The organism is Paenibacillus sp. GCM10027630 (assembly GCF_042676305.1).
GTDB lineage: Bacteria > Bacillota > Bacilli > Paenibacillales > NBRC-103111 > Paenibacillus_S.
Map to the genome: position 1 here is coordinate 26188 of NZ_JBHTGY010000006.1, position 23963 is coordinate 50150.

The following is a 23963-nucleotide window of genomic DNA, read 5'->3' on the forward strand; positions in this document are numbered from 1 at the left end:
GTTTTTCTAGTTTTTGTTGTGGTTTTTCCGGATTATTCGGGCAGGTTTGAATTGTAGGAAGCTTATTTTTCAAAGGCATATCCTTTCATCGGCCACTATTGTCCCATCCGCGTGAGTACGCCTTCGAATGAGGTGTCCACCTTGTCGTCACCGCATAAATAACGCCAGAACTTGGCTGTTTGGATCTGATTAACGCGTGCCTCATCGCCGCACCATGGATGGTACGCTTTTTTGAATACATCGCGTACTTCCGGACTGTTGTAGTCATCGGTGTTAAACAAGCTGCGCTGCTCTTGGCCGGGGCGAAGACGCAGCTTGAACACATAGCGTGTATCATCTGTGTGATTCGGCTGCGCACAATGCCAAATGCCATGATGAAGGAAGCCAATGGAACCGGCTTTGGATACCATCCGCTTTTGGCCGACGATATTTTTGTAGCGGGCGATGCTGCCGTTGCTCACCTTGCGCAGATGCGAGCCCGGCAGGACCAGGGTAGGGCCCATTTCATCCGGTGCATCATGGGAGAAATAGAACGCTTGAATATCGAAGCCGAACGGCCGGGTGTCAATAACGGAATCAGCGTGGTAAAATTGACCCTTCAAGTGCTTGGCCCGCACAATATGCATAAATGAGTGGTCGTAGATCGGGTATTGACCGAGAAAGCTTTGGATTGCGCCCTTAACTTGCGGCAGCTCAAAAATTTCGCGGATAATGCTTGATTCATTCCAATAGGTGGAGCCGTTGCCTTGAAATTCACGCTGCTCTTTATAAGCCGCTTCATTCAGCTCTTGCGGTACGATCTCATCAAGCTTCAGAAACCCGTTTACGGCAAATTCAGCCATTTGCTTGGCCGTTAAGAGATGCTTCTTATCAACGCTACTCATGGATAGTCACCTTCTTTTCCAAAACATATTCATAAGGCAGATGCCCTTGTTCATGCTCGTATCCGCTTAAAAAAATCGGCATAGACGGAAGCTGAATGACATTCCAGCCATCACGCATTGCATCCAGCACGGAAGCGTACAGCGGCTCGTTGGAATCACCGGTGTTCATTTGAAGCTGCCCCTTCGGAATGGTGCTGTCGTACAGCGCCCAAGCAACGGTGCGGGATTCGAGGTCTGGATCTGCAAGGTGCAGAACTAAAATTTTTTGACGGGTTACGCTCATGGTTCTGTTTTCCTCCTAAGGGTTTCGCTTTAGCGAAACCAGTATCGTAAGCATTGTTTTTATTGGCTTTAGCGAAATTGGCTTGGTTCTCGTGAGAAAACCAATGCCTTATGTACATATTGTAGTATGCAAATGCGACTGTGAGGATGTATGATAATAGCAAACATTTGCACAATGCTAAGGTGTTATCGGCTGATAAGTACCTATGTCGGTTGGAACACTAGAATAAATAGGGTTCTGTGATTTTAAAGCCCAAAGGGATGGATGACATGGATCAGGACAGGCTGCAGCTTCAGCTGATTCGCAGCTATTTAGAAAATACACAAATAACGCTGCAAACAGCACATTATACGAAAACTGCGCAAAATTGGCGTGCCACGAACATGATGACGGATGTGAACCGGTTTTATTTTATCCGTGAGGGTGAAGGGTGGATTCATATTCGAGGTAAAGACTACAGCCCGCGCAAGGGTCAGCTTTATTTGCTGCCAGCGGGAATGAAGCTTTCGTACTCGCCTGTAAACGAGGATAATACATTGGGGAAATTTTGGTGTCATTTCTCGGCTACGATGGGGGATATCAACCTGTTTCAGATGCTGGAGCTGCCGCATTGGATTGAAGTAAGCGACGAGCAGAAGCTGGAGCGTCAATTTCAAGAATTGATCGAGCTGCATAACAGCAACGCGGTATTCGCTCCTCTGCGCATTAAATCGATTCTCTTTGAGATGATTTCCGAATATATCGAGCATTCCTCCAAAGAAGAGCTGCATTTGACTGCAACGACGACTAATTCCAAAATCAATAGCGTGCTCTCTTACATCGAGAGCCATTTGGCTGAATCGATGTCTATCGATGAGCTGGCGAAGCTGGTGCATTTTCACCCGAATTATTTCATGAACTACTTTAAATCGATGATGGGCTTGTCCCCGATCATGTACGTAAACAAGAAGCGGCTGGAGAAAGCCCGCCGCCTGCTTGCCACCACTGAATTGTCGATCTCCAATATTGCTGAAGGGATTGGGATGGAGCTGTATTATTTCTCGCGGTTATTCAGAAAGCAGACCGGGATGTCCCCATCCGAATACCGCAAGGCTTCTGGGAAAACAACGATGGCAGAAGATGACGATGCTCCTGAAGGGTCGATGGTTTAGTGTCTTTGAACGATGCGCCTTTAAGCTCTAGCACTCATCAGCTACAGCTACACAATTGCGCCCGCTAGCTTTGGCCTTATACAGCGCATTGTCCGCGTATTTCAGCAGCTTCTCCAGCGTTTCGGCTTGTTCATTGCGATAGGCGATGCCAAGGCTCGCAGTCACCTGCAAATCTCCGTGGCTTGTAGGGAAGCTCAAGTCGCTTATCCCTCTGCGAATTTGTTCTGCTAAAGCTTGAACCGATTCGTTAGAGGTGTTGTTGATCAAGAGGACGAACTCTTCACCGCCGTAACGGCAGAAGGTTTGTGATTCGTCATGCAGCAGGTAGGTGCTGACGCGTCCGGCAACAGACGCCAGCACCAGGTCGCCGACAGGATGCCCGTACTGGTCATTGACCCCCTTGAAGTGGTCAACATCGAACATGATAACGCCAAGATGACTGAACGTATCGACAGACTGCTGAAAAATGCGGACGGCTTGCTCGAAGAAATGCCGCCGATTATGAATCCCGGTCAATACGTCCGTTGCAGCCAGCCGCTGCATTTGACGATATAGCTGAGCGTTCTGAATATAGCTGCCTACTTGGCTGGTGTAGGTGAAGGCTAGCCCCACCTCGCTTTGAATATAGGGGCTGTGGTTCTGTGCAATGATCATTCCCCGAACCTTGCTTTCAATCAAGATAGGCAAGTGAAGGAAGCTGACCCGGTTCATTTCCTTTACAATCGGCTGCTCTTCCTGCTGAAGTAGGATGAACATTTCGTTAGCTTGCTTTTCCGCGTATTCAATGTCTTTGTAACCGCTGGAAGATTCATCATACCGGGTTATCATGGCTGTCAGCGTATCGTAATGCTGAATCCATAATGCAGCACTGGTGTAAGGAACCAGCTCCCTTAAGGAAGCGAGAATTCGCTCGTTAACCTCCCCCTCATCCAATGTCGAGCTGACTGAAGAAAGCGCATGCCGCAGCTTCTCCCCGTCTTGCCTTTGTTTAAACTCCGCGTTGTAACGTCCTTCCAGCTCAACGGTTTGTGCCGTTTGCATCAGCAGCCCGGAGATTTGCTTCAACATCCGATTAAAGACACGGCCTAACTGGCCTATCTCATCCCGTGCAGTTGTATTGGCATAGCTGCGTAAATTCCCGGCGGCGGCTTCATTCATATGCTGAACCATACTTTTGAGAGGGTTTGTGACCCAACTAGACAAGGCTAGCATGATAAGGAAGAAGGACAGGACAAAAAACAGCAAGGAGAGAAGCGTTGGGTATTTATAAAGGGAAGACAGCTTGTGATTGATTTTGTTGCTTTCCACGACAACCACAACGGAGCCCTCGTAGGAGGTTTCATTATTGTCAAGAAACGGGATGACTGCGCCTAAATAAGGATTGCCTTGATAATTATAGGAAACGATGCTTTCCCTGCTCGATTTAACTGCGTCCAACAGCTCAGGGACATCCAAGACAGCGCTGCTGGTTTCTTGATTTTTACTCTTGAAAAGCACCCGGCCATCGGTGTTCACTACATAGATTATGGATATCTCTTTGTATTTCCAAAGTATTTCTTTGGACTGCTCATCGAATCCAACCAGATCCCTGTCTGTGATTCCGAGCGAATGAATGCGGTCCAATTGACTTTTCAGACTTTGCCCTATGACTAGAATTTGCTCCTCAAGCACTTCGAAGTATTTTTTTTGAAACAGATAGGTGCCAATGACATTGTTTAAACCAATGGAGACAGTCAAAATAATCACAAGCATAATCGTTATTTTTGTCTGAAGTTTGGTGTAAGTCATCATCATAGTTTCTCCCATTCAAACTGCATATGTCCCACTTTTACACATTTACGAAAACAAAAAAATCTACCAAAGGTAGATTTTAAGAACCTTCGTTGGGAACTCGGCTGCCGTAGTATATAACCTTAGGCCCGTGGCTTTGCGTCCCTCCCTTTCGAGCAGGTTTGCCTTTGACATCGGAAGATGTATATTTTGTAATGGATAGTATTTGACAGGGGAGCTGAATATCCTTTTTACATTAAGATAAATTTAGGACTTTAGGCTTAAATCTGTAGTTCAAATGACTCCGGGCCTTCAGCAGGCTTCAAATGTGTGGTTAGCTCCTTAACAAAAAACAAGGAAGCGAGGGGCAAGGTGCCGTCAGGCAAGGTGACAACTCCTATAGAACGGGATGGAATCGGTTCGGTCACCTTAATCTCAAAGAGCGTGCCTGCCTCTAAATCGTCTTTCACAAAATCCCTTGGAAGCATGGAGATGCCCATCCCTTTACGGACGAATTCAATAAGCAGATCCACCGATCCGAGCTCAATGTCGGGCATTACATCAATGCCGTAGGTGTGGAGGAAGGCGTGGAAAAAGGTGCGTGAACGGCTGTGAGCCGAGAGCATGACGAAAGGGTTTCTGACCAATTCTTTGAGATTTAAGGGAGAATCAGCTAAACGAGCATACTCCGGACCTGCAACAAAGCAGTCCTGTATCGTTTTGGTTGCTTGCACCTGAATCCGGTCATCTACGGGCAGGTGGACGATGCCGCAATCGATAGCTCCGTCGCCTAACCGTTTTAGAATATCCTCGGTTTTTCCATGAGACAGACAGATGCGTACTTCCGGTGCCTTCTTGTGAAACTCGGCGAGAAAAGGGAGGAGATAATATTTGCACAGCGAGTCGCTGGCTCCAAGACGGATCGTCCCGCTTAATACAGACTTCATCTCGCTGATCTTACGCTCTCCGGCTAGAATCAATCCATAGGCCTGCTCTACAAAATGGTACAGCACCTTGCCTTCCTCCGTCATTTCCACTCCTTTGGGCTTGCGCACAAGCAGACGAACTCCCAGCTGCTCCTCCAATTGCTTGATAGCATAGCTGGCGCTCGGCTGCGTTATATAGAGCTCCTGCGCGGCTCTAGTAATACTCCCGCATTTCACTGTGTAATAAAACACTTTGTACTGATCCATTGCACTCATGACATAGATCCTCTCTATGGATTATATAAAATAGTTCAATTATTTATATGTCTAACTATTCCCTATAATAAAGCTAACAGCTCGAAGCATGCAAGTCAGGACAGCGGGCTCAACTATTGGGAAGCTCTCTGAACAAGCAGTAGGCAGCTTGACAGAGGCTTTTGGAAAGAGGTGTTCAACAAATGGGAAGGGTAGAACCGGAACGAAATTCCCGCTCGCCATGGGCGGCGCTTTACGATAGGGAGGAGGTAGAAATTCACCCGCCAACGAAGCCGCCTGACGGAGCCATTGCAGTACCTGGAAGCAAGAGCTACACGAACCGTGCCATTCTTATTTCTGCTTTGGCAGAGGGCTCCTCGATTCTCGGGGATATTTTGCGCAGCGATGATTCCTATTGGTGTCTGGATGCTCTGCAACAGCTTGGCGTTAGCTTGCAAGTAGAGGGGAATACGGTATCGATAGAAGGAACCGGTGGGGAATGGCCTAATCCGGCAGGCAGCTTGTATATCGGAGCGGCGGGCACTATCGCGCGGTTTCTGCCAGGTGCGCTGGCAGTAGGCAGCAGGGGAAGTTGGCTGCTAGAAGGAAATAGGCGCTTGAGTGAGCGGCCTGTCCGGCCTCTGATCAAGGCATTAAATACAATGGGTGCGGATATTCGGTATACAGCAGACATTGGGCAATTGCCGATTCGCATTGAGGCGAGGGGGCTTGCCGGAGGAAAAGTGACGGTGTCGGGGGCGGTTTCGAGCCAGTTTCTAAGCGGTCTGCTTATTGCGAGCCCTTATGCCAAGCAAAGGACCGAAATAAGGGTAGCCGATAAAATGGTGCAGCATGCTTATGTAGGAATGACTATAGAGCTCATGAAGCGTTACGGTGTTGTAGTGGAGCATAACGAGGCTTATGATCATTTTATAATCGAGCCCGAGAGGTATCAGGGCCAGAATATTCAACTGGAGGCGGATGCTTCCACCAGCTGCTATTTTCTGGCCTATGCGGCTCTGACCGGCGGCCATATACGGATTACAAATCTGACCGCAGCCACGCTCCAGCCTGATATCGGCATGCTCAAGGTGTTTGAGCGGATGGGATGCAAGGTGAACAGCGATGCTGAAGGGATTGAGCTTTGGGGGCCAGAAATGCTGCAAGGCGGCTTCACCATCAGCATGAGGGAAATGTCGGACCAGACGCTAACGCTTGCGGCACTTGCCCCATTCGCCGACGCGCCGATTACGATAACGGATGTGGAGCATATCCGTACTCATGAGTGTGACCGGATCAGCGCTATGTGCGACTCCTTGACGCGTCTTGGCATTCAAGCGGAGGAACGCCGCGACGGTCTGACCGTTCATCCGGGGATGCCTGTTGCTGGCGAGGCGCTGGATACTTACGATGATCACCGGATGGCGATGTCACTCGCATTGATCGGCTCTCGGGTAGGGGGCTTGCGTCTGCGCGATCCAGGCTGTGTGTCCAAAACCTGCCCGTCTTATTTCGAGGATATGGGAAAGCTGGGGCTGCAGGTCATAATTTGAGAGCCTTATTTTAAATTATAGCGCCATCTTGGGCGGGCAGGCCAGGCAGGGAATAGGAGATTTAGTCCTATTCCTTTTTTCTATAATATCAGACTTTATGAGTTTTCAGCGGAGCTGAAGAAGTCTGATATTGCAAGAAAAGCTACAACTAAGACACGAATGTCTCTTCCTCGAAAGGGCATCGATCAGAAGCTTTTCTTATAATATCGGAGTTTATAAGTTTTCAGCGGAGCTGAACAAGTCTGATATTGCAAGAAAAGCTACAACTTAGTCACGAATGTATCTTCCTCGAAAGGGCATCGATCAGAAGCTTTTCTTATAATATCGGAGTTTATAAGTTTTCAGCAGAGCTGAACAAGTCTGATATTGCAAGAAAAGCTACAACTTAGTCACGAATGTATCTTCCTCGAATGGGCATCGATCAGAAGCTTTTCTTATAATTTGTGGTAAATCAAACATCTCATAGTAATTGTATTTCCTGCTGCTCTCCTATAAGCTTAACAAGAAGGGATAAGATACGGACGGCTGGATCCGGCAGGGGCGCTGCTGAGGATTCGGATTCCTCTGTAAATTGCCAGGAGAGGAGAATATGCCTCCATGCTGCATAAGCATAAGTTTATTAAAACCAAACTACTTATTAGCTTGGCCATAGTTACGCTGCCGGGCTGCCAGGGCGAGCCGATTCCACAAGCGGCTTCGGTCGAATCCAAAGCTCAGAAAGCCGTTAAATTTGATCCGCCGGTTGTTATTACAACAGCAAAAGCATTGCGGGATTACGACAAGCTGAAATATAACGATACAACGGAGAATAACCCGATAACGCGATGGGCTAAGGACAGGTTAGGTATTATTCAAAAGAATAAATGGATTGTAACCGACCAGAACGCGGCGCTTGCTACCAAGATCAAACTCGCTCTGTCAGGTGGAGACGAACTGCCTGATGTGTTGTTTCTTACTAATCACGATATTCCCGAGCTGTTGGGCGATCTTGTCGATTCGGGTCAAATTATGAATGTCGAAGAAGCCTTTGAGGCCTATGCTCCCAAGCGGGTCAAAGAGGCTTATGAAATAAACAAGGACGTGTGGAAAACCGTCTCTTTACAAGGTAAAGCTTGGGGGCTGCCGCAAATATCCGATGGCAAGGTAGGAGATCCGATTTTGTGGATACGTCAAGATTGGTTGGATAAGCTGCATTTGCTGCCGCCTACTACCCTGGATGAACTGGAAACGGTTATGGATGCGTTCACCAACGGAGACCCTGACGGGAATGGCAAAAAGGATACGATTGGATTGGCGCTTGCCGGGAAAAATTCCTTGAACAATTGGATGGGAAATGTCAGCTTCTTATTTGGGGCTTATGGGGATCAGCCCGATCAGTGGAACCGGATGAAGGACGGCAAGCTTGCTTACGGTTCTATTCAGCCGGGAGTAAAGCCGGCGCTTGCCCGACTAGCCGATTGGTATGAAAAAGGTTATTTGGACCCGGACTTCGGTACCCACGATGAGCAGCAAGCCGCCGCCGTGTTCACATCGGGAGCCGCGGGAATTATTTCAGGTCCCGGCTGGATGGGGGGATGGCCTCTAAGTGAAAGCCCGCTCGGTCCGGGTGTGTTTAAGCCAATTCCTTACCCTGCGGGACCGGATGGTAAAATCGGCAGACTCGGTTCGCGGCTGTCATACGGGAGTTATTTTTTCCGTAAGGACTTTTCCCACATGTATGCTGTATTTGCTTATTGGGATCAGGTGTACGGCTCATTGATCGAGGATCCCGAGTCGGATTTTGTTAATGGTTACGCTGAAGGATACGACTATATTATTAAAGATGGCCAAGCCATCTATGATTTTCCCGGGTCAGGCAGTACGATATCCAATTTTTTACTGTTTGGACCGGGCAGCGCACCTCCCATGGTTATTAGCGGGGATAGTATAGAACAACGCGTATTCCAGGGGCGTATTCATTCTCCGTATGAAAAGAAATTGGCCGCTACTACATCCCGTTTATTTCTGGAAGGACGAATCGTCGGCGATATTCAGGCGGCTTATTCACAGAAGAACGAATTTGTAGGCCCAAACACATCATCCATGGCCTCAAGATGGCCGCTGCTGAAGAAATTGGAGAAGGAAACCTTCTTAAAGATCGTGTACGGCAAGGCGTCTATCGATTCATTTGACGTATTTTTGCGGCAGTGGTCTGAACAAGGCGGAAACCAAATAACAGATGAGGTTAATCAATGGGACCTGACCACCCGTTAATTCACATATAAGATGAAAGCTCGTAACAGCAGGCGCTGAGCGGGCTTTTTTTGTTTGGCTGCAGAAATGTAAAATTTATTGTCTTTCTTGAAACGGCTTGCAAAAGTATTTATTAATATGGAAGATTGTGGTTAAATTGAATAGACTTGAGCCTTTGCAGCCAAAGGTTTAGCTATTTTATGATGAAGGGGACTTCGTACAATGATACGTACATATTTATTCAAGCTGCTGTTACTGGCTGTGATGGTCACACTGCTAATCCAGCCGGGTTCGGCTTGGGCAGACACGAACACACTGATTCCCGACGCTGAGATGGAGCGAGCACTTCGGGATCAATTGAAGAAGCAGCAAGGGGAGCTTACGATAGACGATTTGGCTCCTATTAATTCGTTGTATGCGTCCAAGGGCTATAGCATTAAAAATTTGGCGGGTCTTCAATTCGCTAAGAAGCTCAATCGGCTGGTGCTTTCCAATAACCAGATCTCCGATGTATATCCGCTCAGCAGCCTGAATCAGTTAATTATGCTGGATTTATCCAAAAATGAAATTAAGGATGTTCGAGCTTTAAAAAGCTTGAATCGGTTAAGAACTTTATTTATAAGCAGAAACCCTGTATCCGATGCTGCTCCTCTATGGAGCTTAACTTCGCTGCAGGATCTTTTTCTGAACCAAACCGAAGTCAAAAGTATTGCGGGTATTTCCGCGCTTCAGCAATTGGTTTTTCTGGATTTATCGTATAACGCTATAGCGGATATGCAGGAAATTAGTAAAATCACCAGTCTTAGAAATTTGTATCTATCAAATACAGGCTTAAGCGACCTGTCTGTGCTATCGAATCTTAAGGAGCTTCGTAAGCTTGGACTAAACGACAATAAGATTCAGGATATTAAGCAGCTATCCGCTCTGACTCATTTGCAAGAGGTGAATTTAAAAGGAAACCCGCTACAGCAAGGGGCGAAGGAAGTTATACGAGGGCTGCTTGAACGTGGCGTGAAGGTCGAGTTTGATAAAGAGTTATTTCCCGACATATCAGTTGGGATACCTGTATTTATTGATGATGAGAAGCTGAGCTTTGAAGAGCCGCCCGTCAATGTGAATGGCTCGGTATTGGTTCCTTTTCGAAAGATTTTTGAAAAGCTCGGACTTACCGTTAATTGGAATGAAGCTACACAAGAGGTATCGGGCCGAAGCAAGCAGGCGGATATTAAGTTAACCATCGGGGACAAAGCGGCGCTCGTCAATGGCGAGAGTACGGTGCTGTCGGAAGAACCCCGGATAATTAACGGTGTCACCTTTGTTCCATTGCGCTTTATTGGGGAGGCATCCGGCAAAGAAGTACATTGGAATGAGGCCAACGCTTCAGTGCAAATCGCAACCAAAACAGCGAACGGCCATGGGAAGCTGTACGATGATAAGGCCCATTTTTTGGCTTATAGCGGTGGTTTAGCGGAAGGCAAGCAGCAGGGGCAAGGGACTAGCTACTATCCAAACGGGGATGTTTTTTACGAGGGCCAATGGGATCAGGGACAAATTCACGGCTATGGGAAGCAATACGAGGCAAACGGCAAGCTCCAGATGGAAGGCGAGTTCAAGAACGGCTTGCTGGACGGTCAAGGAAAGCTTGTATACGTCTCAGGCGAACGTTTGGAAGGCTTGTTTGTCAAAGGGAAGCTGAACGGCCCGGGGAAATTGTATAATGCCAAAGGAAGGCTCGTATATGTCGGCGATTTCGTGGACGACAGCCTTCATGGAAAAGGGACCATCTATTATGACGACGGGAGCTCGTACTCCGGTGACTTTGTTAGAAACATTAAGAGAGGTTACGGAACGCTTCACTATACGGATGGAGTCCGATTCGAGGGCAAGATCAATGATCAGGAGATCATTGAAGGCAAGTATTACATTGGGGAATCCTATTTATGGTACGAGGGGAAATTTAGCAAAAACAGCTTTCATGAAGGGATCATGTACTACTCCAACGGGGCCAAATATGTGGGGAACTTCCAGGATGAGAGCTTTCATGAAGGAAAGTTTACGGATTCCTCAGGGAAAGAGCTAGTCAACATGAATAATGGAACGGGAGTACATTTTTATACAAATGGGGATTGGTATGAAGGGGAGCTTGTCAATGGCGATCTTCATGGTAAGGGCTCCTATTACTCGCCGCGCGAAGGGAAAACAACAGGAACCTTTGAACATAACGAATTGAACGGACACACGCAAATGTATACGCTCAAAGGTGAGCTTGAGTTTGACGGGGAGTACCGGAATGACAAGCGTAACGGTCCAGGCAAAGAATATGGCAAGGACGGCAAATTAAGATATGAAGGAAGCTATAAGGATGGCAAGCGAAGCGGAAGTGGCAAAGAGTATGATTGGAAAGGCAAGCTGACATACGAAGGCGAATATGCCGACGGCACCTGGGAGGGCAAAGGAACTCAATATCGTGAGGGGGTTCCCTTCTATACAGGAGGTTTTCAGAATCGCAAGCATCACGGCAAGGGCAAGCTCGTTTATTACAACGGTGACAGTTACGAAGGCGAGTTTAAAGAGAATGAATTCGGGATCATCGGCTCTTTCCAAAGTGCATCAGGCGGGAAGCTTGAGAACGGTCAGGGACAGGGCGAGGGGATGTACCGCAAAGCGGACGGTTCGATTTATAAGGGTGAGTTTGATAAAGGCACTATGCAAGGAAAGGGAGAATTGTACCGGGCGAGCGGCAGTCTCTCTTATCGGGGTCAATTTGAACAAGGAAAGCCTCAAGGTCAAGGGATGTCTTATGATTTTGAAGGTGTCAAATATTACGAGGGCACTTATAAGGACGGATATATTCAGCAAGGCAAGGAATTGAATAAGGAAGGCAAAGTAATTTATGAAGGTTCTTTTGATTACGGGGAATGGTCTGGGCAGGGGCGCCAATATACAGACAAAGGCCGTTTGCTTTATGAAGGAGAGTTTGTAGAGAGCAGCTTCCACGGCAAAGGCACTTTATATTACAGCGACGGCATCGTGTATGCGGGGATATTCGATTATGGCGATTTTGGGGAAAAGGGAGCTTTCACCGATGCTAGCGGCAGTGTAGTGCAGGTAAACCGGACCTTGAAGGGGACAGGGAAGTTCTATCAAGCCGACGGTGGTATTTATGAAGGAGAGCTGAAGGAAGGCAAGCCGGAAGGACAAGGCAAGCTGTTCGATGGCGATGGCAAGCTGGAATACACAGGCCTGTTCAAAAATGGTTATCGCGCCAATTGGGAGGATTAAGAAGTGGGGATAATCGGGGCAAGGCAGGAATGGTTCTAGTCATATAATCATGCTAATTGGGCAATCTATCCAATGGGGTGATTGTATTGAAGATGCGAGTTATAGCGGCAGGGGCATTGCTAGCTTTAACGGTGATAGGACATCAAGCCACAGCTTATGCGGAGCCTCAACGTGAGAAGGCTATTGAAGAGGCATTGCTGCAAGAATTGCACACGGAAATTGAATCTTCGCTGAATAGTATTTATAACGAAAAGTACTCACAATTTCAATGCGCTCGTATTGTGTCTATCAACGAAAAACTTACCGTCTCCAAGCAGGGCACTAAGTCTAAGCCGGTAGATGCGATTCATGGGGCCAAGTATTTTGAAATCAATGTCGGAATACTTAGGAAGAACGATGAGTATGTAGAGGTAAGGTTAAAAAATGATACAGCCTCAGCGCAATATTACCTTGTAAATTACAGTAAGCGTGATCGTCCTAAGGAGTTCAGTTGTTTGTAGAGGAATCTCTAGTTCAATCTTAAATGACTAAAAGCCGGACCCTTTCCTAGTGGAAGTGGAGTACGGCTTTTTATTTGGCTTTTAAAGCTTATGATTGAGAGGATCTTTTAAACCGATAGGGGCTAAGACCGACATTCTTTTTGAACAGTTGGCAAAAATAAGAAAAATTGCTCAGACCGATTGAGAGACCGATCTCCTGAACTGTCATATCACTCGTTTTCAGAAGCCAGCAAGCTTGGCGGATGCGCCGTGCCGTTAAGTATTCAGTAATGTTCGTCCCAATCGATTGCCGGAAAACCGCCGATACATGATTGGGGGATAGATGAACGGCTTTGGCTAACTGATCCAGCTGGAATTCCTCCATGTAATGCTCCTCGATCCATTCCATGACAAGCTCAGCGGCGGTAGACTTGGATTGGATAGGGGAAGCGGTTGGAAGTATGGAGCCTCCGCGGCCTTTTAACAGCTGTAATAGCGCAACCAAGAATAGCATCTGTTCTTCAAGCAGTGCTTCAGGGATTGCGGCGGAAAGCTGCTTCCGGTAATCACTCAGCAGTCTTTCGACGGACTCTTGCGGCAATCCGGTAAAAATTTGCGGACTTGCAGAGCCTTTCCACAGCTGGCGGAAAAATGACTGCAGCGTGACGAACGGCGCTAGAAAGCTATCCAGAACAGCAGGCTCAAAAACAAACAATGAACGAATGTAAGGCGATCCCGGACTAAGATTTAATTGGATACGATGGAGCTGAAAGGGCCGGAAAAAGACGAGACAGCCTGGCGACAGCTCGACTATTTGTTGATTGACAACGACACTTCCTTGCCCTTTGTGGACATAGAGAAGTTCCATTCCCTGATGGGCGTGAAAGATATCCGTAAATTCATCCGTCCGGTCTTTGCTAAAAGAAAGCTGAACCGGATGCTGATTCAGATTCATATAGTTCATAATTTTCATGATCGCTCACCTCGGCAGAATCAACCGTAATACAACAACATTTTATCATAAACGCACCAAACAATGCTCCGTCAATTTTTGCTAAGCTAACGGTATAGGTGTTTTAAGTAAATGAAGCTGTGCCATTCGGTGCATACACAATAGCAGAAACTGATAAGGGAGCGTGACTGATTGTGATTAAGCAAAGGTTGATTCAGGGCTGGGAGCATCACCGTGGAAGCTTGGGCGGGCCTTGGGAGGTATGGCGTCAGGATAAGCTGCAAAATCACTACAATGTGCCATGGCATGGAGTGGAGCTGCCGCATACGTACAATGGATTGGATGTACTGGACCCGGACGGAAAATATTATCAAGGCCAGGGCTGGTACCGGACGAAGCTAGAGGTGAATAACCCTTACCCGCAAGGCCATACGCTGCTTCATTTTGAAGGAGCCGGGCAAAGATCAGATGTGTATGTGTACACGAATAAGGTAGGCTCGCATCTGGGCGGCTACGATGAGTTTACGGTAGATATTACTGATGCGGTTGAAGAAGCAAGAGGTATTGAGCGGTACAACGGACTTGTTCCCATTGCTATTGCATGCGACAACAGCCGGGAGCTGGAGACGATTCCATCGGATGCGAGTGATTTTAACCTGTATGGCGGGATTTACCGGTATTTGAACCTGGTGTACGTTCCAGCGGTTTCTGTAGAGCGTGTGCATGTACAGACTGAGTTGGCTGATGGACATGGCAGCTGCCGAGTTGCGGTCCAAGGCGTACTGTACAATCCTTTGAATCATCAGGATGAGCTGGAGCTGACGGTACGTCTGCAGGATAGCGAGGGTAAGGAAGTTGCGAAGTTTACGCAGATTTCGAAGCCTTGGAGCGGGATGAAGCAGCTGGCTGAATATGAGCTGTCCAATCCGACATTGTGGTCAACGGAGCAGCCTTACTTGTACAGCTGTACGGTAGAGGTGGCAGGGAATGGCGGTGCTGCTGGAGCATCGGCAGGACAAGGCAGTTCAGCGGGAGCTGAAGCTAAAGGCAGCACAGCCGGAACAAACGAAGCAAATGGCAGCTCGAAGCTGGTTGAGCGGTTTGGCGTACGCAGCTTTGAGTTCGTGAAGCGCGGTCCGTTTAAGCTCAACGGCGAGCGGCTGCTGCTGCGCGGAACACACCGTCATGAGGATCATGCGGGTGTAGGTCCTGCCATGACTGAGGACATGATGCGTACGGAGATGCATCTGATCAAAGACATGGGCGTGAACTTCATCCGCCTCGGCCACTATCAGCAATCGCGAATAATACTTGAGCTGTGCGATGAGCTCGGCATCCTCGTATGGGAAGAAATTCCTTGGTGCCGCGGCGGCTTGGGCGGCGAGCAGTACAAGCAGCAGTGCCGCGACATGCTGACGGCTATGATAGAGCAGCATTATAATCATCCTTCGGTAATCCTATGGGGATTAGGCAACGAAAACGATTGGGAATGCGACTTTGATTATTTTGATCAAGAGGCCATCCGTATTTTCATGAAGGAACTGCATGATTTATCCCATGAGTTGGATCCGAGCCGGTTGACGGCGATCCGCCGCTGCGAGTTTTGCAAGGACATAATCGATGTGTACTCACCTTCTATTTGGGCAGGCTGGTACCGCGGCATTTATACGGATTACGAGGAAAGCAGCCGTCAGGCATTCGAAAATGTCGATTCCTTCTTCCATATGGAGTGGGGAGCGGACAATTTGGCGACACGTCACGTAGAGAAGACGTTCACCGGCTTCGAGTTCATTAAGCAAGGCGATGGAGATACGGACGAGCGGGACGGAGACTACCTGCTGACAGGTGGCGAGCCGCGTGTATCTCGTGACGGGGACTGGTCGGAAACTTATTTCTGCGAGATGATCGATTGGTATTTAAAATCCCAGGAAACGATGGAATGGCTGACTGGTGCTGCTCAATGGGCATTTAAGGATTTTGCTACACCGGTGCGTCCGGACTCGCCGATTCCATATTTGAATATGAAGGGCATCATTGAGCGCGATTTTACGAAAAAAGATGCTTACTACGTCTATCAATCCTATTGGACCGATAAGCCTATGGCACGCATTTATGGACACACGATGCCGGTTCGTTGGGGACAACCCGGAGAATTGAAAAGCATCAAGGTTTATTCCAATTGTACGGAAGCAGAGCTGTTCTTGAACGGCTCCAGTCTCGGCGTGAAGCAGCGCGATTCGCAAAACTTCCCGGCTGCGGGCTTGCGTTGGGATACTGTGCTGCAGTCTGGAACGAACCATGTTAAGGTAGTAGCAACGAAGGCCGGCGTAATCGTAAGCGATGAGCTGACGTTTGAGTATCAAACGGAGAGCTGGGGCGAGCCTGCCGAGCTGCGGTTGAACTTGCAGCCACAGACGGATGGAACTATTCTGGTGGAGGCTTTAGCCTACGATGCAAGCGGCGTGTTATGTCTGGACGCAGCCAATTTTGTTCGATTCGGATTGACCGGCGACGGTAAGCTGATCGATTTCCAAGGCACGGTGCGAGGCTCAAGCCTGATCCAGCTGACCAATGGGCGGGCGCGCATCTTGATCGACCCGGCTGGAGGAGCGGCGGCGGGCGTGTCTGTGACCGGCTTCGTATCCGCGAGCGGTCCGGCTTCGGGAGCAGGCGCGGCGAGTGCGGGCGCAACAAATGCCGAAGCAGCCCCAAGTACGGCAAGCCTGAGCTCAGGAGCGAACGTTAGCGGGGATGCAGCTTCTGGCCGTAAGCCTGTGTCCATAGTTAGTGTGGCTAGCTCGGGTCTATCTACAGCGTTCATCACGATTTAAAGCATACAACGTTAAGCTTGTATTAGTCGTAACAATTGTACAGATGCAACAGGGTTCACTTATAGAAAAAGCTTTACGGCAAGTCGCTTTTAGCATTTATCCATTTGGAGGAGGATCATGAACATGAATGTATTGGATACGAACAAATTGAAGCAAGCCGCTACATTGCAGGAGGTACTGCCCGAGGTATGGGAGGCATTGCAGCATAAAGTGAGCCGGATGATCGAGCAGATTGGTGATAAGTCGCCCCATGTGGCTCCTGCGGATACAGGAATTTATGACGATCTGCGCCACGACTGGTGGACATCAGGCTTTTGGCCGGGAATTTTGTGGATTATGCATGAAATGACAGGCAAGGACCATTACAAGGATGCGGCTTGGAATTGGGACGAGAAGTTCGATCAGAAGTCGATCCAGCCTAGCAACTTTCATCACGATGTAGGCTTTCAATATTTGCCTACAGCGGTAATCAAGTACAAGCTGACCGGCGATGAGGATGGCAAACGCAGAGGACTGCTGGCAGCCAACTTCCTAGCGGGACGATTCAACATCGCAGGTAACTTCCTGCGCGCATGGAATCAGGATAAAACCGGCTGGGCCATCGTAGACTCCTCGATGAACCTGTCGATTCTATTCTGGGCGGCGGAGGAAATCGCCGACCCAAGGTTCAGCATGATCGGCAAAGCTCATGCGGATACAGTCGTGAACCATTTCATCCGTGAGGATGGTTCCGTTAATCACATCGTCAGCTTCAATCCGCTGACGGGTGAAGTTATCGAGTCGTTAGGCGGCCAAGGCGCCGGTCCCGACTCGGCCTGGAGCCGCGGCGCCGCATGGGCGCTGCACGGCATGGCCAATACGTATCGCTATACTGGCGATACGAAATATTTGCGCGCGGCACAGCGCGTCGCGCATTATTTCCTCTCCATGCTGCCGGACGACCATGTGGCGCATTGGGACTTCCGCGCGGCGGAATCGCTCGCTGATGAGCCGCGCGACACCTCGGCGGCGGCTTGCGCCGCCTCGGGGCTGCTCGAACTGGCCGCTGCGCTGCCTGCGGTACAGGGGCGCCCGTACCGTGAAGCCGCTGAGCGCATCCTGCTCTCGCTGACGCAGAGCTACGCCACATGGGATCGTCCCGATCACGAGGCGATTCTAGTGGAAGGCACCGGCCACAAGCCGGCCGGCCAGAACATCAACGTCTCACTGATATACGGAGACTACTTCTATGTCGAAGCGCTTGCCAAGCTGCAAGGCTGGAAATCGCGCATTTTCTAATCCGGGCTGGGCTGAACCGAATATAATAAGAGCACCCTTCAAATCACTGAACAAGTGGTTTGGGGTGCTCTTTTTTTGTGGGCTGAAGGACATAATGTACGAATTAATCGATAAAGGATGAACCGAATATTGGGTATATTAGGTTAGGTATGCACAGCTTCATCTCCTCTTCACACCCCAATCGTCCGGTGAGAGGAACTACGATTCGCTATTTGGATGTGCACACGTGGTCATTCAATTGAAACGGAACTACGATGCCTTATTTGCCTGAAATGATGGATTATAAGCCTAGTTGACACGCGATAGCGCATCGTAGTTCCGTGAAATCATGAATTCGAGGGAATATGCGAAAAATAAAGGAATGACGTTCCGTTAGTGAGCGGGTAGTGGGCAGTGGGCAGTATGTGGAGCAGCTTATTCCTAGGCCTTCATCCGCTGCTTGAACTCCTTAGGAGAGCACTGGTTATGACGCTTGAACAGCTTGTAAAACTGCGCCATGTTCGGGATACCGACCGCCTCTCCTATTTCCATAATGCTTACGTCCTGCGTGAGCAGCATGCGCTCGGCTTTTTTAATGCGCTTGTAGTTGACATAATCAACGAAGGATAAGCCCATCACCTTTTTAAAATACTTAATAAAGTAGTGATAGCTCAGATTCAGGACGGCGCATGCTTGCTCGATGGCGATCTTTTCGGTCAGATGCTGCTCCACATAATCCAGTGCCGGCTGCAGACGTATAAGCTCATCATTCTCGGTACCATTCAGAACGCCCTGCGTATCGCTGCGTAGCAGCAGCAGCATTAACCGGCGGATTGAGGCGCTGATGGCGAGCTCGTAGCCTTTTTGCTTGGTTTGCGTTTCCTGGTAAATGTCCATAATAAGCGCATGGGCTTGCTGCTGAAGGAGAGGGTTGTCCCGAAAAATATAATTCAACTGGCTTAGAGGCCGCCGCACCTCACTGAAATAATGCAGGTAGGGCATGGTGCTCTCATCAAAATGCTGCGCCAAATCAAACTGACATACAATATAGCTAAGCGCTTCGGGCAGTTCCTTTCGGGTACGGTGCAGCTGGGATGAGCCGAGCACATGAACGTCACCAGATCGCAGCTCTCGGGTGTCATGCTTAGTTTGGATACCAAGGCCGCCCCCAAGCACGGCCAGAAATTCAACTTCCTTATGATAATGCCAGCGAAATATCTTAGGGATGGAGGGGCTGACGATAGATTCGGGACTCGTTATTTGCCACACTTTTAGACGCAGAAGAGGGTTTTGATAAATAACATGCTCTTTGTGTACGTCGGGTTCATTATATAGAAGGTTGTTCATACCGGTACCTTGGACCTCCAATGTAAAAATATCTACTAAACCATTATCGCATAGTATGCATTTAGATTTACTAAATAGTATAGCATGTTTTTGGGGAAGCGATGGCAGTTTTGCATACAGATGCGGCAGTATTGAGAATTTCTTTTTTTCGGCGTTATCTTATAATTTAAGGTAGCTACTATGTTACTAATTGTTGGAGGTTGGATAAATTTATGAGCCAGAAGCTGAGAGTTACCGTATGGAATGAGTTCCGTCATGAGAAGGAAAATGAGAAGGTCCGCGCCGCTTATCCGGATGGCATTCATCAGGCGATTGGTGAAGGCATAAGTGGAGATGTGGAAGTATCCTATGCTACTTTGGATGAGCCGGAGCACGGTCTCACGGAAGAAAGACTGCAAAATACCGACGTTCTTATCTGGTGGGGGCATAAAGCGCATGGCGAGGTTCAGGATGAAATCGTCAAACGTGTCCAAAGCCGTGTTCTAAAAGGCATGGGCCTGATTGTTCTGCATTCCGGTCATTTCTCTAAAGTGTTCAAAACGTTGATGGGAACCTCCTGCGATCTGAAATGGAGAGAAGCTGACGAGAAGGAACGCATCTGGGTTGTGTCCCCAGGCCACCCTATCGTAGAGGGTATTGGAGAGTATATTGATCTGGAAGCCGAAGAAATGTACGGCGAGCACTTCGATATCCCGCAGCCGGACGAGCTAATCATGGTCAGCTGGTTTGAAGGCGGCGAAGTATTCCGCAGCGGCTGCACATTTAGTCGGGGTCAAGGCAAAATTTTCTACTTCCGCCCAGGACACGAAACGTACCGGACCTACTACAACGAGCAAATTCGCCGTGTTATTAGCAACGCTGTTCATTGGGCCGCTCCGAGCACACGCGAATACCCGAAATACGGCAACCATAAGCCGCTTGAGGTTATTAAAGCCAAAGGTTAATTGCATACAAGACAGCAATCAGTTATTCAAAACAAGCCCGTCCGGAGCATTCATGTTCTGGTCGGGCTTTTGTCTGTGTTGCCTGGACAATAAATGACTTGCATACTGATACAGTTCGACATGAAAATAAGCACCCAGTCGGATTGAAGTTCCCATAGAGAAGTAAGATAATGGGCTTGAAACCATTCTTTCAACGCAGCCGCGGTGAGTCTAGGAGTTGATTGTCGCGATACGATACGTAGCATTTTTCCTTGCAGCATGGTTAGCTATAGGTGTGTTTCCAGCGGGTACCGCATGGTCGGAGTCAGGCCTGCAAAGTATAAAAGATAGTATAGTGGTACCGGATATTACCAGAATCAAGGACATCAAGGACTTTAAGGACATTAAGGACGTTCAGGATCTCAATAAAATAGAAGACATCATCAAGCAGCTCAGCCCCATTCAATTAAATCCAAAGAAAGGAACATACAGATGGGATAAGCTGTTGGACAATAGGGATGGCAGCCACTACAGCTACACTCCTCCAGCAATCGGCGCGGACGGCACTCTTTATATCGGAACAGGGGGCAGCAGCTTATCCGCTATTTCTCCGGACGGAATAACGAAGTGGGATTTTGCGGCAGGCGGAATCGTCGTAGCCCAAGTGGTCGGCACCGATGGAACGATCTATGCGGCAGCAGGGCAAAAGCTATATGGGGTTAATCCTGACGGATCGAAAAAATGGGAGCTCGATATGAAATGCCAGCTTGGCGGATCGCTTACGGTCGACACGGACGGCACTATGTATACAGGCTGTCTTACCGGCAAATTTTTCGCCATCAAACCCGATCTATCTATTAAATGGTCTATAGACTGGGATGTTAAAGAGTCCCCTTGGTCCCCATCCTCCGCTAAAACAGTAGAAGACGGTACCGTATACGTGGGATCCGGCCATAATTTGCTGGCAATGAAGCCTAATGGAATGAAAAAGTGGGAGACTGCCACAGGGGGCAAAATACATCGTGCTCCGGTCGTTGGTGCGGACGGTACGATTTATACGGGATCGGAAGATAAAAACCTGTATGCCCTCAATCCGGACGGTACTGTGAAATGGACGTTTGCTACCGGAGGGGAAATTAAGTCTTCTCCCGCTATTGGAAAAGACGGTACCCTCTATGTGGCATCCAATGATAAAAACTTGTACGCGATCCATCCGAACGGGACTAAGAAATGGGTATTCACTACCAAAGTCGAACATCCCGGTATAAACACGGTAATTTTCGCACCTGTGATCGGCGTGGACGGTTCGGTTTATATTGTAACATTGGAGGGTGTTGTATATGCAGTAAATGCGAATGGCTCGGGCAGATGGAGCTATAATACCGACTATTTAATCGGAACCGATCCTGCAATTGGACCTGACGGTACGGTTTATGTAAAAACTTACAGTGAAGTATTGTACGCGCTCGGTACGGTCCCGGTAAGCAGCGTTACATTGAATAAGAGAGAGCTTGCTTTGGAAATAGGGCAAAAGCAAGCTCTTACGGCGGCTGTAATACCGAGTAGCGCTGCCAACAAACGGGTAAGCTGGGAGAGCAGCGATCCTTTAAAGGCTGAAGTGGACAACGAAGGCAATGTGACAGGTAAATCGGTTGGCTCAGCCGTCATTACCGTCAAGACGCAAGACGGCGAGTTTGTGGCCAAATGTAATGTGACGGTTACCGGTACTATAGCCGTACCGGCCCCTGAGCCGGACCCGGTGACAGCACCACAGCAGGGAGCAGGTGCAGATCCCTTCTCGGATATTAACGGAAACTGGGCAAATGCGGCCATCCGGGAAGCGGTAAAAAGGGATATCGCACACGGTTATCCGGATGGGACCTTCCTGCCCGAGGGGAACATCACTCGCGCTGAGTTTACCGTCATGCTGATGAACAGCATGAACCCGGGCAAAGAAGAAGCCGAGCTGCGGTTTCACGATACGGACAGCATCGGGCAGTGGGCTGTACAATCGGTTTCATCAGCTGTGAAGGCGGGCATCATCAGCGGATACCCGGATAATACGTTCCGTCCGGGCGCCAACATTACTCACGCTGAGATGGCGGCGATGGTTGTGAAAGCTTCCGGCCTGCCGGTCGAAGCGAGTCCAGTCTCGGGCTACGAAGATTACAACAGCATCCCGGAGTGGGCGAAAGGTGCCGCGTCAACAGCTGAGAAGACGGGCATTATCATTGTAGGTGGTCTGAACGCCCGGAAGTTCGCGCCGGATGTATTTGCAACCCGTGCCGAAGCGGCAAGTGCTATTGTTAGCCTGCAAAATGTGATGAAGAAATAAGGTTGAAACTACCTGTGAATCAGGTTTGCACTTGCCCTGTAAAAGATTAAGCTCTTGTCGGATAAATTTCTGAGGAAATTGAGGGACTCCACCGTAGGATATAAGAGATACGAGTGCTTCGCTCACTCGGTAGAATATTTATGGTATGCTGAAGCAGCGAGGTGATGAAGAAATGTTATATGAATTGGAGACCGACGAACGTTACGAGTTTTGGAATGGGGAAAAGATTATAATAACTCCTGACAGTACTGATCATGAGTATGTTGTAGTTAATGTTATGACTATTCTAAACAACTATGTACGCAGCAACAAGCTCGGCAAGGTGTTTGGTTCGAACACGGCGGCTTATCTGCATGCGGATGTAACTCGAAAAGACTTTCGTTTGCCTGATATTTCGTATGTCAGCACCGATCGTCTCGATATTGTTCAAGCCAAAGGCATTTTCGGAGCACCTGATCTTATAGTTGAAATCGTCTCTCCAGGCAAAAAAAATGCAGAGCGCGACCTTGTAGAAAAATTTCAACTATATGAGCAATTCGGTGTCCGTGAATACTGGATTGTGAAGCCATTTGTTGAAAAAGTTGAGCTGTTTTACCTGACAGACAACAAATACGAGCGTGTAGAGCAATCTCACCTGTTCCCTTCTATTGAGTTAGCGCATGAGGAAATTTTTGAATAAAGACCCATCTAACAAGTGCACGCATATAAATAACAGAAGAGCCGCTACGGTGATCCGTGAGCAGCTCTTTTTTCGTGGAATGGCGGAGTGTCGATCAGCAGTGGCTTCAGCTCCCTTACTTTCGCTGCCAGAGTGTAGAATGCAAACCGTTAATAGTTAGCGTCCGGAGGAGCGTTTGCGTTTTCTTTTGCCTGCTGCGGAGGGGCCGCCTTTGCGCTTGCGGCGTTTGCGGCGTGGGGCGTCAGATTCGGCTGCTTTCTTTTTACCGAAGGAGGCCATTAGTACTTTCAACATTGGTGCCATTTGCTGCACATTTTGCACTATTTTCTGTACTTTGCTCATGGTTTGCATGATGCCCTCAATGCCGCCCAAACGGTCGACTATTTGTTTAATCTGCGCGATGTTGAAGGAGCCACCTCCTGTGGATGATCCACCACCACCTCCGCCCAAAAGTCCTCCCAGAAGGCCGCCTCCGCCGTTTGTTGCCGGCGCCGGCGGTGTGTACGTCTGCGGTTGGCTAAAGCTGCTTACCTGGAGTCCCGGGTACGAGCTGGACGGATACTGTCCCCCTCCCTGGAAGGAAGAGGGCGCTTCCTGGAAGCTGCGAATTTGTGTGCCTTGATTCCCTATCGTTGGTCTTTGAATACTCACGAGTTTCACGATCCTTTTATTGGATTTAAGCAAAGTACGGACTCGGCCGGCTGCTTTGCAGGACGAAATAGACGTTTTACCTAGTGTAGTTTATGTGATAGGCGAATGGATGGATTGGACTCCTGTCACGGTTTCGCAACGATTTACAATGTTTTAGCACATTGCCGCATAAA

General features: G+C 48.6%; 17 protein-coding genes and 1 riboswitch. Of the genes, 10 read left to right on the top strand and 7 right to left on the bottom strand.

Annotation, left to right across the window (positions count from 1 at the left end; translation table 11 throughout):
• Positions 1-95: 95 nt before the first annotated feature.
• Together ACFQ0C_RS03555 and ACFQ0C_RS03560 are read right to left on the bottom strand one after the other, a co-directional pair.
• The gene (locus ACFQ0C_RS03555) at positions 96-884 is read right to left on the bottom strand and encodes a phytanoyl-CoA dioxygenase family protein (protein ID WP_379364032.1); all 789 of its coding nucleotides are present in this window, start codon (positions 882-884) and stop codon (positions 96-98) included.
• Positions 877-1167, bottom strand: a complete 291-nt coding sequence (locus tag ACFQ0C_RS03560; protein WP_258218077.1) for a hypothetical protein — start codon at positions 1165-1167, stop codon at positions 877-879. Before ACFQ0C_RS03560 ends, ACFQ0C_RS03555 begins: the two co-directional genes overlap by 8 nt.
• A gap of 269 nt (positions 1168-1436) precedes the next feature.
• Here ACFQ0C_RS03560 and ACFQ0C_RS03565 point away from each other — a divergent pair, with 269 nt between their 5' ends.
• Entirely contained in the window at positions 1437-2318 is an 882-nt protein-coding gene (locus ACFQ0C_RS03565; protein ID WP_379364035.1) for a helix-turn-helix domain-containing protein, read from the top strand.
• A 27-nt stretch (positions 2319-2345) separates the two neighbouring features.
• On the opposite strand, the gene ACFQ0C_RS03570 is transcribed toward ACFQ0C_RS03565, so the two are convergent.
• A complete protein-coding gene (locus ACFQ0C_RS03570; RefSeq protein ID WP_379364037.1) occupies positions 2346-4106 on the bottom strand; it encodes a diguanylate cyclase in 1761 nt (586 codons plus the stop codon).
• A gap of 94 nt (positions 4107-4200) precedes the next feature.
• A riboswitch (cyclic di-GMP riboswitch) is annotated at positions 4201-4285 on the bottom strand.
• An 84-nt stretch (positions 4286-4369) separates the two neighbouring features.
• Positions 4370-5290: a LysR family transcriptional regulator gene (locus ACFQ0C_RS03575; protein ID WP_379364039.1), complete on the bottom strand. Its 921-nt coding sequence runs from the start codon at positions 5288-5290 to the stop codon at positions 4370-4372.
• Positions 5291-5472: 182 nt separating this feature from the next.
• Between ACFQ0C_RS03575 and aroA the strand changes: the two genes are divergently transcribed.
• The 4 genes from aroA to ACFQ0C_RS03595 all read left to right on the top strand — a co-directional run bounded on the left by aroA (position 5473) and on the right by ACFQ0C_RS03595 (position 12836).
• A complete protein-coding gene (gene aroA / locus ACFQ0C_RS03580; protein ID WP_379364041.1) occupies positions 5473-6822 on the top strand; it encodes a 3-phosphoshikimate 1-carboxyvinyltransferase in 1350 nt (449 codons plus the stop codon).
• 597 nt (positions 6823-7419) lie between these two features.
• A complete protein-coding gene (locus tag ACFQ0C_RS03585; protein ID WP_379364043.1) occupies positions 7420-9075 on the top strand; it encodes a type 2 periplasmic-binding domain-containing protein in 1656 nt (551 codons plus the stop codon).
• A gap of 201 nt (positions 9076-9276) precedes the next feature.
• Positions 9277-12336, top strand: a complete 3060-nt coding sequence (locus tag ACFQ0C_RS03590; RefSeq protein WP_379364045.1) for a stalk domain-containing protein — start codon at positions 9277-9279, stop codon at positions 12334-12336.
• A gap of 92 nt (positions 12337-12428) precedes the next feature.
• On the top strand, positions 12429-12836 hold the full coding sequence (locus ACFQ0C_RS03595) for a hypothetical protein (protein WP_379364208.1): 408 nt from the start codon (positions 12429-12431) through the stop codon (positions 12834-12836).
• Between the two features lie 88 nt (positions 12837-12924).
• Here ACFQ0C_RS03595 and ACFQ0C_RS03600 read toward each other — a convergent pair whose 3' ends face one another.
• On the bottom strand, positions 12925-13788 hold the full coding sequence (locus ACFQ0C_RS03600; RefSeq protein ID WP_379364047.1) for a helix-turn-helix domain-containing protein: 864 nt from the start codon (positions 13786-13788) through the stop codon (positions 12925-12927).
• A gap of 173 nt (positions 13789-13961) precedes the next feature.
• Here ACFQ0C_RS03600 and ACFQ0C_RS03605 point away from each other — a divergent pair, with 173 nt between their 5' ends.
• Complete coding sequence (locus ACFQ0C_RS03605) at positions 13962-16598, top strand: glycoside hydrolase family 2 TIM barrel-domain containing protein (RefSeq protein ID WP_379364049.1); 2637 nt, start codon at positions 13962-13964, stop codon at positions 16596-16598.
• A 123-nt stretch (positions 16599-16721) separates the two neighbouring features.
• Positions 16722-17876 (top strand): glycoside hydrolase family 88 protein, encoded by a 1155-nt coding sequence (locus ACFQ0C_RS03610; RefSeq protein ID WP_379364051.1) that lies wholly within the window; start codon positions 16722-16724, stop codon positions 17874-17876.
• Positions 17877-18296: 420 nt separating this feature from the next.
• Here the strand turns inward: ACFQ0C_RS03610 and ACFQ0C_RS03615 are convergent, their stop codons facing one another.
• Entirely contained in the window at positions 18297-19202 is a 906-nt protein-coding gene (locus ACFQ0C_RS03615; protein WP_379364053.1) for a helix-turn-helix domain-containing protein, read from the bottom strand.
• Positions 19203-19414: 212 nt separating this feature from the next.
• Between ACFQ0C_RS03615 and ACFQ0C_RS03620 the strand changes: the two genes are divergently transcribed.
• From ACFQ0C_RS03620 to ACFQ0C_RS03630, 3 genes are all read left to right on the top strand, one after another.
• Entirely contained in the window at positions 19415-20146 is a 732-nt protein-coding gene (locus tag ACFQ0C_RS03620; RefSeq protein WP_379364055.1) for a ThuA domain-containing protein, read from the top strand.
• Positions 20147-20363: 217 nt separating this feature from the next.
• Positions 20364-22460 (top strand): S-layer homology domain-containing protein, encoded by a 2097-nt coding sequence (locus tag ACFQ0C_RS03625; RefSeq protein ID WP_379364057.1) that lies wholly within the window; start codon positions 20364-20366, stop codon positions 22458-22460.
• Positions 22461-22632: 172 nt separating this feature from the next.
• On the top strand, positions 22633-23139 hold the full coding sequence (locus ACFQ0C_RS03630) for a Uma2 family endonuclease (protein ID WP_379364059.1): 507 nt from the start codon (positions 22633-22635) through the stop codon (positions 23137-23139).
• 156 nt (positions 23140-23295) lie between these two features.
• On the opposite strand, the gene ACFQ0C_RS03635 is transcribed toward ACFQ0C_RS03630, so the two are convergent.
• Positions 23296-23790 carry a hypothetical protein gene (locus tag ACFQ0C_RS03635; RefSeq protein WP_379364061.1) on the bottom strand — a complete coding sequence of 165 codons (495 nt, stop codon included), beginning with the start codon at positions 23788-23790 and terminating at the stop codon, positions 23296-23298.
• Positions 23791-23963: the final 173 nt, after the last annotated feature.

What these genes read in the sequence shown, in the direction of transcription:
- ACFQ0C_RS03555 (WP_379364032.1), bottom strand. Translation starts at nt 884, where the DNA reads ATGAGTAGCGTTGATAAGAAGCATCTCTTAACGGCCAAGCAAATGGCT.
- ACFQ0C_RS03560 (WP_258218077.1), bottom strand. Translation starts at nt 1,167, where the DNA reads ATGAGCGTAACCCGTCAAAAAATTTTAGTTCTGCACCTTGCAGATCCA.
- ACFQ0C_RS03565 (WP_379364035.1), top strand. Translation starts at nt 1,437, where the DNA reads ATGGATCAGGACAGGCTGCAGCTTCAGCTGATTCGCAGCTATTTAGAA.
- ACFQ0C_RS03570 (WP_379364037.1), bottom strand. Translation starts at nt 4,106, where the DNA reads ATGACTTACACCAAACTTCAGACAAAAATAACGATTATGCTTGTGATT.
- ACFQ0C_RS03575 (WP_379364039.1), bottom strand. Translation starts at nt 5,290, where the DNA reads ATGAGTGCAATGGATCAGTACAAAGTGTTTTATTACACAGTGAAATGC.
- aroA (WP_379364041.1), top strand. Translation starts at nt 5,473, where the DNA reads ATGGGAAGGGTAGAACCGGAACGAAATTCCCGCTCGCCATGGGCGGCG.
- ACFQ0C_RS03585 (WP_379364043.1), top strand. Translation starts at nt 7,420, where the DNA reads ATGCTGCATAAGCATAAGTTTATTAAAACCAAACTACTTATTAGCTTG.
- ACFQ0C_RS03590 (WP_379364045.1), top strand. Translation starts at nt 9,277, where the DNA reads ATGATACGTACATATTTATTCAAGCTGCTGTTACTGGCTGTGATGGTC.
- ACFQ0C_RS03595 (WP_379364208.1), top strand. Translation starts at nt 12,429, where the DNA reads ATGCGAGTTATAGCGGCAGGGGCATTGCTAGCTTTAACGGTGATAGGA.
- ACFQ0C_RS03600 (WP_379364047.1), bottom strand. Translation starts at nt 13,788, where the DNA reads ATGAAAATTATGAACTATATGAATCTGAATCAGCATCCGGTTCAGCTT.
- ACFQ0C_RS03610 (WP_379364051.1), top strand. Translation starts at nt 16,722, where the DNA reads ATGAATGTATTGGATACGAACAAATTGAAGCAAGCCGCTACATTGCAG.
- ACFQ0C_RS03615 (WP_379364053.1), bottom strand. Translation starts at nt 19,202, where the DNA reads ATGAACAACCTTCTATATAATGAACCCGACGTACACAAAGAGCATGTT.
- ACFQ0C_RS03620 (WP_379364055.1), top strand. Translation starts at nt 19,415, where the DNA reads ATGAGCCAGAAGCTGAGAGTTACCGTATGGAATGAGTTCCGTCATGAG.
- ACFQ0C_RS03630 (WP_379364059.1), top strand. Translation starts at nt 22,633, where the DNA reads ATGTTATATGAATTGGAGACCGACGAACGTTACGAGTTTTGGAATGGG.